12 protein-coding genes are annotated in these 14,671 nt (G+C 43.8%); 9 read left to right on the top strand and 3 right to left on the bottom strand.

Annotated elements, in window-relative coordinates; genetic code table 11:
* Position 1: 1 nt before the first annotated feature.
* Genes ACP14Y_RS07865 through ACP14Y_RS07855 form a run of 3 tightly spaced genes read left to right on the top strand, consistent with a single transcriptional unit; the run spans position 2 to position 2,384 of the window.
* Complete coding sequence (locus tag ACP14Y_RS07865) at positions 2-1,306, top strand: hypothetical protein (protein ID WP_424962409.1); 1,305 nt, start codon at positions 2-4, stop codon at positions 1,304-1,306.
* The gene (locus ACP14Y_RS07860; RefSeq protein ID WP_424962408.1) at positions 1,303-1,752 is read left to right on the top strand and encodes a hypothetical protein; all 450 of its coding nucleotides are present in this window, start codon (positions 1,303-1,305) and stop codon (positions 1,750-1,752) included. Before ACP14Y_RS07865 ends, ACP14Y_RS07860 begins: the two co-directional genes overlap by 4 nt.
* 5 nt (positions 1,753-1,757) lie before the next feature.
* Positions 1,758-2,384 carry a hypothetical protein gene (locus tag ACP14Y_RS07855; RefSeq protein WP_424962407.1) on the top strand — a complete coding sequence of 209 codons (627 nt, stop codon included), beginning with the start codon at positions 1,758-1,760 and terminating at the stop codon, positions 2,382-2,384.
* Here the strand turns inward: ACP14Y_RS07855 and ACP14Y_RS07850 are convergent.
* The gene (locus ACP14Y_RS07850) at positions 2,373-3,044 is read right to left on the bottom strand and encodes a TIGR00730 family Rossman fold protein (RefSeq protein WP_424962406.1); all 672 of its coding nucleotides are present in this window, start codon (positions 3,042-3,044) and stop codon (positions 2,373-2,375) included. The genes ACP14Y_RS07855 and ACP14Y_RS07850 overlap by 12 nt on opposite strands.
* 121 nt (positions 3,045-3,165) lie before the next feature.
* On the opposite strand from ACP14Y_RS07850, the gene ACP14Y_RS07845 reads away from it, so the two are divergent.
* From ACP14Y_RS07845 to ACP14Y_RS07820, 6 genes are all read left to right on the top strand, one after another.
* Positions 3,166-4,167, top strand: coding sequence for a pirin family protein (locus tag ACP14Y_RS07845; protein ID WP_424962405.1), 1,002 nt, complete (start codon positions 3,166-3,168; stop codon positions 4,165-4,167).
* A 93-nt stretch (positions 4,168-4,260) separates the two neighbouring features.
* Entirely contained in the window at positions 4,261-5,469 is a 1,209-nt protein-coding gene (dinB, locus tag ACP14Y_RS07840; RefSeq protein WP_424962404.1) for a DNA polymerase IV, read from the top strand.
* Positions 5,466-5,891 carry an endonuclease domain-containing protein gene (locus ACP14Y_RS07835; RefSeq protein ID WP_424962403.1) on the top strand — a complete coding sequence of 142 codons (426 nt, stop codon included), beginning with the start codon at positions 5,466-5,468 and terminating at the stop codon, positions 5,889-5,891. The genes dinB and ACP14Y_RS07835 overlap by 4 nt, the downstream gene beginning before the upstream one ends.
* A 10-nt stretch (positions 5,892-5,901) precedes the next feature.
* The gene (locus tag ACP14Y_RS07830; protein WP_424962402.1) at positions 5,902-8,877 is read left to right on the top strand and encodes a DNA polymerase III subunit alpha; all 2,976 of its coding nucleotides are present in this window, start codon (positions 5,902-5,904) and stop codon (positions 8,875-8,877) included.
* A gap of 261 nt (positions 8,878-9,138) precedes the next feature.
* Positions 9,139-10,242: a TRAP transporter substrate-binding protein gene (locus ACP14Y_RS07825; protein WP_424962401.1), complete on the top strand. Its 1,104-nt coding sequence runs from the start codon at positions 9,139-9,141 to the stop codon at positions 10,240-10,242.
* 3 nt (positions 10,243-10,245) lie between these two features.
* Positions 10,246-10,638: a nuclear transport factor 2 family protein gene (locus ACP14Y_RS07820; protein WP_424962400.1), complete on the top strand. Its 393-nt coding sequence runs from the start codon at positions 10,246-10,248 to the stop codon at positions 10,636-10,638.
* A gap of 8 nt (positions 10,639-10,646) precedes the next feature.
* Here ACP14Y_RS07820 and ACP14Y_RS07815 read toward each other — a convergent pair whose 3' ends face one another.
* Both ACP14Y_RS07815 and ACP14Y_RS07810 read right to left on the bottom strand, forming a co-directional pair.
* Positions 10,647-11,264, bottom strand: coding sequence for a Uma2 family endonuclease (locus tag ACP14Y_RS07815; protein WP_424962399.1), 618 nt, complete (start codon positions 11,262-11,264; stop codon positions 10,647-10,649).
* Between the two features lie 77 nt (positions 11,265-11,341).
* Entirely contained in the window at positions 11,342-14,653 is a 3,312-nt protein-coding gene (locus ACP14Y_RS07810) for a T9SS type A sorting domain-containing protein (RefSeq protein WP_424962398.1), read from the bottom strand.
* Positions 14,654-14,671: the final 18 nt, after the last annotated feature.

Raw genomic sequence — 14,671 nt, 5'->3', positions numbered from 1 at the left:
CATGCAATTCACGCAATCTTTCGATTTAACTATATCTCTGGTGTTAATATTCTTCTTGTTTAGCACTGTTTGTAGTGGGGTAATGGAATTTATCAATCTTCTATTTAAGAGGAGAAATAATTATCTATGGAATACTCTTAGCAAATTATTTAATGAGGAGTATGAAAATGGTGTTAGTTGGGCAAAGGCTGTCTATAACCACCCTCAGATTGAAGCTTTTAAAAAAAATAAATCATCCACTGGCCCTTCTTACATTCCTGCTGAAGTCTTTTCTCAGGTTATAATAGAGTTGACTAGTTCGAACCTCACTGTTCCAAAAGGTATTTCTGCAGAAACATTAGACATGGAGCGTTTTAGGCAATTTGAAGACGGGGTATCTAAAATTGATACTTCAAACCAAAAGATTAGGCAGCTTTTAAATTCATTTCTTGTAAGCAGTACTTCTTTGTCTGAGTTGAAATTGAACATTCAAAAATGGTATGATGGATATATGGATCGACTGGGAGGGTGGTTCAAACGAGACAGCAAATTGATACTGATATTCGTCTCACTTGCTTTGGCTATTGGAGGAAATATAAATACTATTAGGTTAGTTGATTATTTCAAAAAAAATGATATTGAAAGAGGTAAGATGAGTAGTCTAGCTTCTGATATAATTAACTCATCAGATTCAACATTTCTCAACCCTAGTCGAGATAGAGCCTTAGGCACACTGATCCTTATAGATACATTGGGCCTTCCAATAGGCTGGAAATCTAGAAAAGAGATTGGGCTCATTATAAATAAATATCTACTTATTAAAATTGATTCCTTAGAAAAGAAAAGAATTGATAGTTTATTGGCAATTGAAGATAAGTTCTGTTTTATCAGGTCATGTGATGCTTGTCAACCAAGAGGTGGTTTTTCGGACGAAGATTGTAAATCAGCTTTTAAATGTCTGATTAAGGGGCGGATGCCCAATAGAATTGAATGTGATTCTCTTTTTGCAAGAGATCCTTATAGGGCGCTCATAACTTCCTATCTAAAAACTAAGACCATTTATAAAAGTCATATAAGCAGCTTGAAAAATATTTATGAGCAATCGCTTGCTCAGTTTATGCCCGAAGAAGTACCTTCTAATTATGTGATAAAAGCAACTTGCGATTACAACATAGGTGGTAATCCAAGAGAGCGATTTTTTACCTATTTAGGTTGGATCATTACAGCTATTGCAGGCACTCAAGGCGCATCATTTTGGTTTGAGCTATTAGTTCGTTTTGTGAACATTAGAAATAATGGTATAAAACCTTCAAAATCTTCAGGATGAATTTTTCATTATATGATTTAAAAAGGTTAGCTCCTACATTGCTGGAGATCGAAAAAGATAAAACAAAAAAAAGGCATGTCTTTGCTTGCTATGTAATGGTATTTGTATCGGGTACCATTATTTGGGCAATAATTAATGAAGGATACATCATCAATCAGTTAGATTCATTAATGATGTCCGTATGTTGCGAAGAAGTTGTCTCAGAAAGATCAAAGAAAGTAGATCAGGTGATTTACATAATACTAACGAACGGTGTAATATTCCTTATCACTCATTGGTTTATGCGCGAAGAATCGCTTCGAAAGATTAAGCTATTGAAGGATTTTATATCTGATAGTAAAGACATTAAGCCAGAGGAAAAAGATCATCTGATGAACATTTTTTACGAAGATCTCAAGAATTCAATTGTATTGGGAGATAAGTACCAAAACATTACAGTAAAATGAGAAACTTGAAGCATATATTATTGGGTTTAGTAGTCGTAAGCACGCCCTTTTTTATTTTACATCAATTCAGTTCAGTTGAGGAAAAAATCTCTGAAAGAACCAAAGAGCTAAACAGTGTAGAGAGAGAATTGTACTACTACAAAAACCCTATAAAAGACACTATTAACACTGCTTTTGTTTCACAGGTTATCCAATTCTACGAAGATGCATTTGAAGTTCAGGAAGCATTAAAAGATCGTGAGCTTGAAATGCTTAAGGAAGAAATTAATTATCGTGATAGAAGAATAGAAGACTTGAAATCAGACCTGGAATTGAAAGAATATTTCGACACTATCAATAAAAATTTGAGAAGTGTAAAACATGCATTATCAAACCTATCAAAAGATGATTTTTTTAGTATAAATGAAAAATTAAATGAACTATCGAATCAATTGAAAAATGACACTGTTGATTTAGTTGGGACCCAAATACTTGACGCAATAAAGGGTAGAGGAAAGTTTGTGTTAAAATCTAAAGGCCCTAAAAGACCAAGAAAGGAAGTGAGAAAAGTTCCACTATTTTATTCAAATAAAATCAGAGGAGATACGGTTAATAATTTTTTCAAATCTCTAATTGAGAATTCAGAAAATTAAACTGATTTCTTGAATCAACCTCCCCACATCCTCCTCCACAATCGCCTGATCATGTAGCGATTTGTAAAGAAATCCCTGCTCCTCCATGTGATCAAAGAAGGCAATGAAGTGATCGTAGTAGCCATTGGTGTTGAGGAACGCACACGGTTTGTTGTGATAGCCAATCTGTGCCCAGGTCATCACTTCGGTCATTTCTTCCAGCGTACCCACGCCTCCGGGTAATGCAATGAATCCATCGGAAAGATCAGCCATCAGAGCTTTACGTTCGTGCATGTCTTTCACCCGGTACAGCTTAGTGATGCCCGTATGAGCAACCTCCATTTCATAAAGCTTGTCCGGAATCACTCCGGTGATGATGCCATTGTTTTCTAAAGCTGTTTCAGCTACCACACCCATCAGTCCTACATCACCACCGCCATACACAATCTCGATTTCCTTTTCCACCAGGGTCTTCGTCAGCTCCCGGGCGGCTTGCTCATAGGCCGGGTCATTGCCCATTTTGGATCCACAGAAAATGGCGATTCGTTTCATGGAGTAAAAATAGTGATTGGTTATTATAGACCTCAGGCTAAGCGGAACCTGTTTTCGCTCTGTTGTCATTCTGGAAGAATCTCTGGAGATCGAAGCACAGAAGTTCATAGATCCTTTGCAGGATGACATTGAGACGAGCTTAGCCTGAGGTCCATTGCTTAACGGAATGCTGGCTGTAGAGAGTTGTTGATCTTGCTTTTCTGAACCTGATTGGCGTATTACCAGTTAATGATTAAAATATAAAATCGGTATGTCAGCAATCAAACATATCAAGCCGCTCGGCTTTCCATGGGAGACGCAGGATCCGTTCCTTTTTTGTGTGTACCACCGTGACCTTTTCCCAAAAGGAAATGACGAGATGGGTCCTGACCCGGAGCATCTGAAGGGAAGAATGATTGGGCAGGATTTTACCATCAAAGATGGCTGGCGAATGTATCATGGTCAGCGCGTGCCGGGGTTTCCTCAACACCCACACCGGGGCTTTGAGACGATCACCGTGGTACCGGAAGGATTGGTGGATCACTCGGACTCCATGGGTGCGACCGGGCGATTTGGTCAGGGAGATGTGCAATGGATAACAGCCGGAAAAGGTGTGCTTCATTCCGAGATGTTTCCGTTGGTAAATGCTGATAAAGACAATCCACTTTTGCTTTTCCAGATCTGGCTTAATCTGCCAAGAAGGAGCAAGTTTGTGGAGCCTCATTACAAAATGTTATGGGCAGAAGACATTCCTGTACACAAAACCGACGATGCGGAAGTCACAATTGTTGCAGGTGATTTTAACGAAACAAAATCACTGGACACTACACCAGATTCTTGGGCGGCTGATCCGAAAAATGGCGTGGCTGTATGGCTGATCAAAATCAAGCCGAATGGCAAGTTGGAATTACCGATAGCAGATAAGGAAGTCAATCGATCCATCTATTTCTATAAAGGCGACACACTGGATATAATCGATCAAACCCTCAATGAGCAGCAGGGTGCAGACCTGCAAGCCGATCAAAAAGTGGTACTGAAAAACGGAAGCGAAGAAGCACATCTGCTTTTGCTTCAAGGAAAGCCGATCGGGGAGCCGGTCGTGCAACAAGGGCCATTTGTGATGAATAGCCAGGAAGAAATTTATGACACCATTCGTGAATTTCAGCGTACGCAGTTCGGTGGCTGGCCCTGGCCGAAAGATGAGTTTGTGCATCCCAGAGATAAAGGTCGCTTCGCCCTCCATGCCGATGGAAGGGAAGAGGTAAAAAGCTGATTCCATTTTATCCGATAAAAATCTACGGGAGAAATACCGCCAACAATTACTAATAATTTTAGTATTACTAAAATAAGTAGCTAAATTTACGGTATGGAGCGGTCAATTCTTCACATGGATTTGGACACGTTTTTCGTGTCTGTAGAGCGGTTGAGAGACAGTCGGCTGGAGAAAAAGCCCATTCTGATCGGTGGATCCAGCGACCGGGGGGTGGTAGCAGCCTGCAGCTATGAGGCGCGTAAGTTTGGTATTCATTCGGCTATGCCAATGAAGCTGGCCATGCAGCTGTGTCCGGAAGCGATCGTGATTAAGGGGAGCCATGCCGATTACACCAAGTTCTCCAATGACGTCACGGAGATCATTCAGGAAAATGTGCCGGTATTCGAGAAGACCTCCATCGATGAATTCTATGCAGATCTGTCCGGAATGGATCGATTTTTTGGCTGCTACAAGATGGCCAGTGAATTGAGAGAGAAGGTCATCAAAGAAACGAAGCTTCCGATTTCGTTCGGTCTGTCGATCAACAAGACGGTTTCCAAAGTAGCGACTGGAGAAGCCAAACCGAATAACAAACTGTGGATTGAAACGGGGCGTGAGCGTAATTTCCTTGCTCCTTTGCCGGTCAACAAGATCCCGATGATCGGAGAGAAAACCCATCAGACACTGATCGGGCTGGGGGTGCGGCTGGTGCAAACGCTTCAGGAGATGCCGCGGGATTTATTGGCGCAGATCTTTGGTAAAAATGGAATTGCGATGTGGGAGAAAGCGAACGGAATTGACAACTCCCCGGTGATCCCATATTCGGAGCGCAAGTCGATCTCTACCGAGCGCACCTTCGATCAGGATACGACGGATGTGGTTAAACTTCGGGAGATCATTCTGGCTATGACGGAGCATTTGGCGTTTCAGCTTCGCTCGGAGAATAAGCTCACCTCGTGCGTAGCTGTGAAGGTTCGTTACGCCGATTTCAATACGTACACGCAGCAGATTCGGGTGCCTTACACATCGGCAGATCACATCCTGATCCCAAGAATTCTGGAGCTGTTTGATAAGCTCTACGATCGGCGCTTGCGGGTACGTTTGGTTGGCGTACGTTTCAGCAGCCTGGTACATGGTAATTACCAGATCAACCTGTTTGAAGATACGGGTGAGATCATCAACCTCTACCAGGCGGTGGATAAGATGCGGCTGAAGCACGGAGACCGATCGGTGGTTCGAGCCAAGACAGTGGGCGTGAAAGCGCTGCGAACGTTCAACCCCTTTAAGGGGGATTTGCGGATTTCGAAGAAAGGAGTGGCATGAATAAAGCATATTGGGATGAAATAAAAAGTTTAGCTCGTGAGCTGAGAAAAAGACAGACAGAAAGTGAAAAAACACTTTGGCAATCTTTGCGAAACAGGAAGTTCCTTGGCATTAAATTCTTTCGACAGCATCCAATTGTATATCACCAATTTGGGAGAGATTATTTTTTTATCGCTGACTTTTATAGTGCTGAAATAAACCTGGTTATAGAGCTAGATGGAAAAATTCATGAGCAACAAAAGGAGTATGATCACCAGAGAGATTTGATCATAAAATCAAAGGGACTCAAAGTTCTCAGATTGAGGAATGAGTGCATCTTAAAAAGCATAGGTGAGGCTTTAGAGAAAATTGAGGGGCATATAACTCACCCCGACCTTCGGTCACCCCTCTCTAATATTAGAGAGGGGAAGGGGGAGAGTTAAAAAGAAGACCATGTATCTCAACACTCACTCATATTACAGTTTTAAATATGGCACGCTTGCGATAGAGGACTTGCTGGCTCAGGCGAAAGCTTTCGGGATCAATGAGCTGGCATTGACGGACATCAATGTGACTGCCGGATCGCTCAACTTTGTTCGTCTGGCAAAGGAGCAGGAGATCAAGCCTGTTCTCGGAATTGATTTCCGAAATGGAAACGAGCAGAAATTTGTTGGTATCGCGAAGAGCAACGAAGGGTTTCGAGAGCTGAATGAGTACTTATCAGTGCACCTTCATGAGGGAAAAGACTTTCCGGATCGGGCACCTGAGTTTGAGCACGCATTTGTCATTTACCCGTTTCGGTTTGATTTTGGCTGGCTGAAGCCTCATGAATTTCTGGGTGTGCGTCCCCGTGACATGGTCAAGTTCTCCATGACCGGATGGAGTAAAAAATTGGATAAGCTGGTGGTGCTGCAGACTGTTTCCTTTCGGGAGGAAAAAGTGAGCTTCAACATGCATCGACTGCTACGAGCCATGGATCAAAACACCTTGCTAAGCAAGCTTTCGAAATCCGAAGAGGGACACCCAAATGACGTGATGTATCCGGTGGGCAAGCTGTTAGAATGCTATCGGGATTATCCGGAAATCATTGTAAATACCAAGCGGCTGTTTGATCGGTGTACCATCGATTTTGAGTTTGGCAATTTTGAGCGACATCAAAACATCAAGACCTACACAGGCTCGGATGAAGAAGACTGGAAGCTATTGGTGGATCTTTGTGAGAAGGGACTCCCGTATCGATATGGGGACAATCCAAAACCGGAAATTCACGAGCGCCTGAAAAAAGAACTTGACCTGATCAAGTCAAAAGGATTTATCTCCTACTTTTTGGTGAACTGGGACATCCTAAAGTATGCCCGAAGCAAAGGGTATTATTATGTTGGGCGTGGCAGTGGTGCCAACAGTATCGTGGCATACCTGCTCAGAATCACGGATGTAGATCCTGTCGATCTTGACCTGTATTTCGAACGCTTCATCAACCTGTTTCGTCAGAACCCACCAGACTTTGATATCGACTTTTCGTGGAAGGATCGGGATGATATCACACGCTACATTTTTGAACGATTTGGACAGTCTGAAAAGGGCCTGAAAGTGGCGTTGCTTGCTACCTACAGCACCTTTCAGCATCGGGCTGTGATGCGTGAGTTGGTGAAGGTATTTGGTCTGCCTGGATATGAGATTGAAAAGGTCGCTGCGGAAAGCGATCAATCAAAGCTGGATCACATTGGCCGTTTGATCCACCGATACAGTGCCAGACTGAAGGACTTTCCGAGTCACCTGAGTATCCATGCAGGAGGCATCCTCATCTCCGACAAACCCATTCATTATTTCACAGCCACCAGCCTTCCGCCGAAGGGGTATCCGCTCACCCATTTTGATATGATCATCGCAGAGGATGTGGGGCTCTACAAGTTTGATATTCTCAGCCAGCGGGGGTTGGGAAAGATCAAAGACACACTGGAAGTGATTGCCAAAAACTGCCCGGATATTCCTCCAATTGATATCCATGATTTCAAGCGATTCAAAAATGATCCCGTCATCCGGGAGCGATTAATGCAGGCAGATGCCATCGGTTGCTTTTACATTGAGTCGCCCGCTATGCGGATGCTACTGAAGAAGCTACAGGTGCAGGAGTACATGGGGCTGGTGGCTGCCAGTTCGATTATCCGTCCGGGGGTAGCCAAATCTGGGATGATGCGAGAGTATATTTTGCGCTATCGTTATCCGGAACGGAGGAAGGAAGCACACCCGGTGTTGTGGGACATCATGCCCGACACCTACGGGGTGATGGTGTACCAGGAGGATGTGATCAAGGTGGCACACTATTTTGCTAAGCTTACGCTGGGTGAGGCGGATGTGCTACGTCGGGGAATGTCCGGGAAGTACCGCTCCCGGGATGAGTTTCAAAAAGCGAGAGACCGATACTTTGAAAACTGTAAAGACCTGGGTCATCCATACGAGCTGGCGGCTGATGTCTGGCGACAGATCGAAAGCTTTGCTGGCTATGCGTTTGCCAAGGGTCATTCGGCATCTTATGCGGTGGAGAGCTACCAGGCACTATTTCTCAAGACTTACTTTCCGTTGGAATACATGGTGGCGGTGATCAACAATGGGGGAGGTTTTTATCGGGTGGAGTTTTACGTACATGAGGCACGGATGCAAGGGGCGGAAATTGAGGCGCCCTGTGTGAATCATAGCGAAGGGCTAACCGTCATTTTAGGCAAGACCATTTACCTGGGAATGGGCATGGTGAAAGGACTGAATACGGAGGTAATCGAAAAGATACTGACGGAACGGGCGGTCAATGGGTTGTACCTGGATCTGGATGATTTCATTGAGCGGGTGGATATCTCGCTGGAGCAAATTAAGTTACTGGTGAGGGTGGGTGCACTTCGTTTCTGTGGACTCACCAAAAAAGAGATTCTTTGGCAGGTGCATTTTCAATTAGGTTCCGGAGTGTCACGGGAAAAGAACCAGCTGTTTCATACACCGATGAAAGCATGGAAGCTGCCCAACCTGCATGAAGATCCTAGAGAGCATGCATTTGATGAAATGGATTTACTGGGGTATCCGTTGTGTAATCCTTTCGATCTACTGGAGACAGATGAGCGGGGTGTCCTCTCACGTCAGCTGCCTGATTTTCTGGGGAAAAATGTGACGATGCTGGGCTACCTGGTTGCCATTAAAAATACTGGCACCTCCAATGGCAAGCGGATGAACTTCGGAACGTTTGTGGATCGTGAAGGTCAATTTATAGATACAGTACACTTCCCACCTTCAGCTACCGCCTGGCCGTTTCGTGGACAGGGTGTGTATCGTTTGCAGGGCAAGGTGGTGGAAGAATTTAACTTTTACTCCCTGGAGGTCAACAAGATGGAGAAGTTGCAATATGTGAATATGGAGAAAGAGTTGCTTAGAAGTACTTATTGAAAGGAACTAAAATCTCCTATTCTTAATTTCTTGCCCTCAAGCCTGGCGGGCTCTTCATTTTTGGATTGGCACAAAAACGAATCGCAACGGCGCACCGTCAAAAAGTCCAAGAAAGTTTGAAAGCTATCAACCCACAGTCCAACGCTGGCCCGCCAAACTTTCATTTCCCACCCTCCTTGGTGTATGGAGATGGATGTAATTAGCTCATCACCAAAATGCCTTCTATGATTTGATATAGGTTTAATGATTAGTTTTAGTGCCATGAAACGTCGCAACTTCCTAACCAAATCTGCCCTGGCTGCAGCAGGTGCCACCACGTTGGCTTCCTGTGTCAAATCCGAAGAAAAAAGCCAGGGACCATACATCAACTTCAACAATACCTATCGGTGGAAGATGACTACCACCTGGCCTCCAAACTTCCCTGTGGTTGGGGAGGGCTGTAAGCTTCTTGCAGAGTGGGTAAAAACCATGTCCGGAGGGCGGATGGAGATTACCGTGTACGGTGGAGGAGAGTTGATTCCTGCACTGGAAGGCTTTGATGCAGTGAGCAACGGGGCAATAGAGATGAATCATGGAGCGGCCTATTACTGGGCAGGCAAGGTGCCGGCCGCTCAGTTTTTTGCTGCGGTTCCTTTTGGCATGAACGCTCAACAGATGGGGTCGTGGATTATTTCCGGCGGAGGTGCAGAGCTCTGGGAGGAGCTCTATGAACCATTTAACATTCAGCCGATTTTATGCGGAAATACAGGAGTGCAGATGGCTGGCTGGTTTAAGAAAGAAATCAAAACTATTGATGATCTGCAGGGATTGAAAATGCGTATTCCGGGACTGGGAGCAAAGGTATTGGAAAAGGCAGGCGGAACCCCGGTGCTTGTTTCTGGCGGAGAAATTTACACTAACCTGGAACGTGGCGTTATCGATGCGACGGAATGGATTGGGCCTTTCCATGATTACCTGATGGGTTTTTACAACGTCGCAAAGTATTACTACTACCCAGGCTGGCACGAGCCAGGACCCGCACTGGAAATGATGATCAACAAACCGAAGTTTGATGCTTTGCCATCAGACTTACAGGAGATTATCCGAACAGCCTGCTACCGAACCAACCGATGGATGGGGGCCGAATTCGATGCGAAGAATGGGCAATATTTACAGAAGATCATCAACGAAACGGATGTGACCGTCGCGCCATTTCCGGTGGAAGTGTTGGAAGCGCTGAAAGGATATACCAAAGAGGCTCTGGTAGAGCTATGCGAAAAAGATGCACCCAGCAAAAAAGTGTACGAAGCGTTTGATAAGTTTCGAAAAGATGTGAGCACGTGGATGAATGTGAGTGAACGCGTATTTTATGAACAAATTATGTAGATAATGAAGAACTATATTTTGATTATTATGGCCACCTTCTGTGCCAACCTTCTTTTTTCTCAGACCCCTGAGGAGCTGGCTAATGCGCAGTTGGAAGCCTACAACAATCGTGATATTGAAGCCTTTGTTGAACCGTATTCGGATTCGGTAAAGGTTTTTAATGATAAAAGAGAGCTACTCTATGAAGGTAAGGAAACCATGCGGGCACAGTATGGAAATATGTTTGCCCTAACGCCTGATCTGAATTGCAATTTGCTCAATCGTATTGCTGTAAATAATACCGTGATCGAACACGAAGAAGTGACGTTCGGTGAGGACAGAAAAATCTATGCGATCGTGATGTATAAGGTAGATGAAGGCAAAATACAGGAGGTTCACTTTCTTGACAGGCGATGAGCCGCAAACTATTCTTCAAATAGATCTTCTAGAGACAACTCGAAACCAGGAAGAACGATGGATGTAACTGTTTTTGACCCTACGAATTTGCCACGAGTTGCATATTTTCCTTCTTTTAGTTCAAAAATCTCAACGATATTTTCTCCGGGATAAATGACCCAATACTCTTTTACACCATTTTCTTCGTAGAGTTCAAACTTGTTTTCCAGATCTTTTTTAGCTGTTGATGGAGATAAGATTTCTACGACCAAGTCAGGTGCACCTTTACAGCCAAGTTCGTCGAGTTTATTTGTGTCACAGACTACACAGATATCTGGCTGAACGACCGTTAGGATTTTGTTGTCCGGATCATCTGGCTTTGTAGGGAGGCGTACATCGAAAGGAGCCGCAAACACTTTACAAGACTTGCCTTTTAGAAATGTTTTGATTTCTGTAGACAAATTCATGCTGATGGTTTGGTGGCTGGTTCGAGGAGCTGGTGACATATTAAATAGCTTGCCTTTAATAAGTTCCACACGCTCTTCAAACGACCACTTCAAATAGTCTGCATAGGAATAGGTCGCCTCTGGCTCAAGCAACGAGATATCATCAATTTTCTCCTCCGATATATTGTATGGATTTCCCACAAGACTAAGTTAACGTATTTACAAAAAAGGCCGACTCCTGGAGCCGGCCCATCGCAATAGCCATAGCTAATGCTGCCTTAGTTTGCCTTTATGATTTTGTGTTTGGTAGACCCTTCGCGGCTGTTCACTTTCAGGATATACATTCCGGGTTCAAGGGACTGAATGTTTATTTCTAATTGACTTCCACTTTCAGTTAGCAGGCTTTTACCATTAAGGTCAATTAGTGTGGCTGAAATCATCTCTTTAGTTTCGACATGAATGAAATCTGATGACGGGTTTGGATAGATTTTTATCAATACATCATCCACACCCAATGCGCATAGATTTGAAGAGTCTGTATCATCACAGTCCGTTGAATTGTCAACAAATCCTTCGGGGGAATCACATGCTTCTGCAGTGTGGTTTTCATCACCCAAACCATCTCCGTCAGCGTCCCTATACCATGTCAGTTTACTAACTGATGCATCATCATCGACACAATCATCTGCATTACTGACATACCCCTCTGGCTGATTACAGTCCTCAACGGAATCATTTGCATCACCCAAACCATCTCCATCAGCATCCCTATACCATGTGGTGAGTAGATCAGGAATATCGTTACTCAAGTCATACCGATAAAGCTCAGAACCCAGATCAGGTGTGTATCCGCGGAAGTATAAATATCCATTTATAGGAGCTAACTCTCCCAAAATACTAACAGGATCATCATTGAGAGATTGTGTACCACACGTGGTGCCATCGGTATGCCAAAGGGTATAGCCATTATTTTCCGTATTGTAGCCGTTAAAGTACACCTCATCGTCGTGCACAAACATCTTTAGCGGAGCAATCGAATTTCCGTTTGCATCCATGGATATCTCTTCCGTACCAGCTACTGTGCCATCGGTCACCCAAAGGGTAGAACCTGGGGAGAAGTTATCATTGCCATCCTCGAAAATTCCGGCAGTGATAAACAACTTTCCGCCCGCCAGAACAGCGTTCTTGTCATTTAAGTCATCTTCACCTCCAATGCGAATGGGAATATCTTCTACCAGCATGACAGTGGTGCCGCTACCATCGGTTGCCTGAAGGTGCACCAGGTCGTTTTCGTCTTTGGCAAAGTATACAACTGACTCACCTACAGAACCCTGCAAGACATATCTCTTAATTCCATCCTGCAAAAGAGTAGTACCTTCAGCGGTTCCATCAGACTTCCAAAGTTCATAGCTCTCATCTCCACTGATGTAAGTAAAGAACACGAAATACGTATCAAATATGGCATAGTCTCTGATGTTGGTAAATCCAGACCCTTCATTGATATCTGTAATTCGTTGAGTTCCCTCTGCTGTAAGGTCTGAAATCACTACTTCATATCCATAAGTAGATGCATCTTCAGATCCTTCCATTATGAGCTGATCATTAAATACGAATCTAAATTGAAGAATTCCATCTGCAGATGGATTAAGATCTACCAGCAGCTCTGTCCCTGATTCTGTACCATCAGTTACCCAGATTTCACGGCCAGTGCCATCCGAAGCTGTGAAGTAGCATTTATTGTTTATGACGTTGAAGTCGCGTGGATTACTCTCACTTGAACCTGGATTGATATCCTTGAGTAATACCGTTCCCTCAGCGGTACCGTCGGAAACCCATGGTTCTCGACCTTCTTCAGCTGTTCGTGCCTGGAAAATAATCTTGTTCTCAAATGAAGCTACACTTTCAATGCTAGATGAGGACGTACCTGGCCTTATGTCTTTTACCATGTTTGTGCCCTCAGGAGTACCATCAGTAGTCCAGAGTTCTTCACCTTCTTCTTCTGTGTCAGCTACAAAAAAATATTTGCCATTTACTGCCTCTTGAAAATACCAGCCATTACGGCTTGATTTTGCCACCACGCCTTCAGGCAGGAGATCAACGATGGTACTGCCATTCTCAAACCATAAGCTGGTTTCCCCATTTTCCCTTGTGGCTGTGAAGATCATGCCACTATTAAATGCAAAAAAATCACGCGGTTCACTGCTATTAAAAATGGTCACTTCATTGCTGACACCCACAGTTCCTTCGGTGGTGCCATCACTGATGAAAAGCTGAGGCCCATCCTGTTGTGTTGCAATGAAAAGTGAAACACCGGAAGCGGCCATGCCTCTGAATGAGGTACTGGAGCCAAAGTCAATAGCGGCCACTTGCTCAGTTCCTTCAAAAGTTCCATCCGTTACCCAAAGTCCATCTTCGATTGCTCCTTGTGCGGAGAAGTAGACTTTACTATTGAAAAGTGTAAAATGGTTGGGAGATGAGTTCCCAGATGTATTAATATCCATAATTTGGAGGGTCCCCATTTCTGTTCCGTCGGTTTTCCAGAGTTCTTCTCCTTCACTACCGTAAGCTCTGAAAAGTAACATATCATTAAAGACAAAGAAGTTGTTTGGTGAACCGTACCCGCTCTCTCTTAAATCCTTAAGGAGTGTGGTTCCTTCTTCCGTCCCATCCGATACCCAAAGCTCATTACCAACTACTCCATCATCAGCTGCAAAATATAACTTGCCATTAAATTCAACTAAATCCGTGTTGAATGGCAAGCCATCCGAGGTTCCAGTTCGAATCTCTTTTACCAATGTGGTTCCTTCTTCTGTTCCGTCCGATTTCCAAAGCTCGTACCCTTCTGTAGCCGTTCGTGCTCGGAAGTATAAATAATCACCAACCTCCGTAAAATCACCTGGATTACTATTCGAACTACCCTCATAAATATCCTTTACTAGTTCCGTACCATTTTGCGTTCCATCTGTTACCCAAAGCTCCGAACCAAGGGACTCGGTACTTGCACGGAAAAAGACTTTGTTTAGCGCATAGGTGAGATTGTTAATGTAGTTTACATCTGCAGGTAAAGTGGCAAATAGTGAGGTCCCACTTACGGTTCCGTCTGTTTTCCATAACTCTATCGGATCATCGTCATTGGTCACCTGAAAAATAAATTCAGTAGCACTTAATCGGGTAAACCCATAAGCATATTTGTTCTCTGGAAATTCTGCAAGAGCAAATGTACCCGCTTCAGTACCATCGGTAATGGTTGGCAAATAGCCACTATTTTGATATTGAACACTGAAAATCACCTGATCGCCAAATTGAACCGGGTTTTCAGGTTCACTTGATGTCGATCCGGGAAGTATATCCTTGATCAAAACAACTTCATTGCTACTGTTTAGCGTCCATGGCTCATCTCCATATTCCGGATGACCTTCATAGAAGAAAATGGGTTTATCTCCCGCAACAGCAATGTCTGATATGATTCTAAGTTCTTTTTCCTCAGAACTTGAATTGATGTCTGAAACCAGTTCAATTTGGGCTTGTGCACTGCCCAGACAGATTAAGTAAAATAGGAGCAACGAGCTCGTAATTTTTAATTTTTTCATAGTGATAAATTTTTATGT

This window comes from Ekhidna sp. (genome assembly GCF_965247405.1).
Lineage (GTDB): Bacteria > Bacteroidota > Bacteroidia > Cytophagales > Cyclobacteriaceae > Ekhidna.
The sequence above is the reverse complement of the archived record's forward strand: the minus strand, read 5'-3'. Positions and strand labels throughout refer to the sequence as shown.

Bases quoted from the DNA above. Each gene is read 5' to 3' on its own strand.
- ACP14Y_RS07845 (WP_424962405.1), top strand. From the start codon at position 3,166: ATGTCAGCAATCAAACATATCAAGCCGCTCGGCTTTCCATGGGAGACG.
- ACP14Y_RS07825 (WP_424962401.1), top strand. From the start codon at position 9,139: ATGAAACGTCGCAACTTCCTAACCAAATCTGCCCTGGCTGCAGCAGGT.
- ACP14Y_RS07820 (WP_424962400.1), top strand. From the start codon at position 10,246: ATGAAGAACTATATTTTGATTATTATGGCCACCTTCTGTGCCAACCTT.
- ACP14Y_RS07850 (WP_424962406.1), bottom strand. From the start codon at position 3,044: ATGTCATCCTGCAAAGGATCTATGAACTTCTGTGCTTCGATCTCCAGA.
- ACP14Y_RS07865 (WP_424962409.1), top strand. From the start codon at position 2: ATGCAATTCACGCAATCTTTCGATTTAACTATATCTCTGGTGTTAATA.
- ACP14Y_RS07860 (WP_424962408.1), top strand. From the start codon at position 1,303: ATGAATTTTTCATTATATGATTTAAAAAGGTTAGCTCCTACATTGCTG.
- dinB (WP_424962404.1), top strand. From the start codon at position 4,261: ATGGAGCGGTCAATTCTTCACATGGATTTGGACACGTTTTTCGTGTCT.
- ACP14Y_RS07830 (WP_424962402.1), top strand. From the start codon at position 5,902: ATGTATCTCAACACTCACTCATATTACAGTTTTAAATATGGCACGCTT.
- ACP14Y_RS07810 (WP_424962398.1), bottom strand. From the start codon at position 14,653: ATGAAAAAATTAAAAATTACGAGCTCGTTGCTCCTATTTTACTTAATC.
- ACP14Y_RS07835 (WP_424962403.1), top strand. From the start codon at position 5,466: ATGAATAAAGCATATTGGGATGAAATAAAAAGTTTAGCTCGTGAGCTG.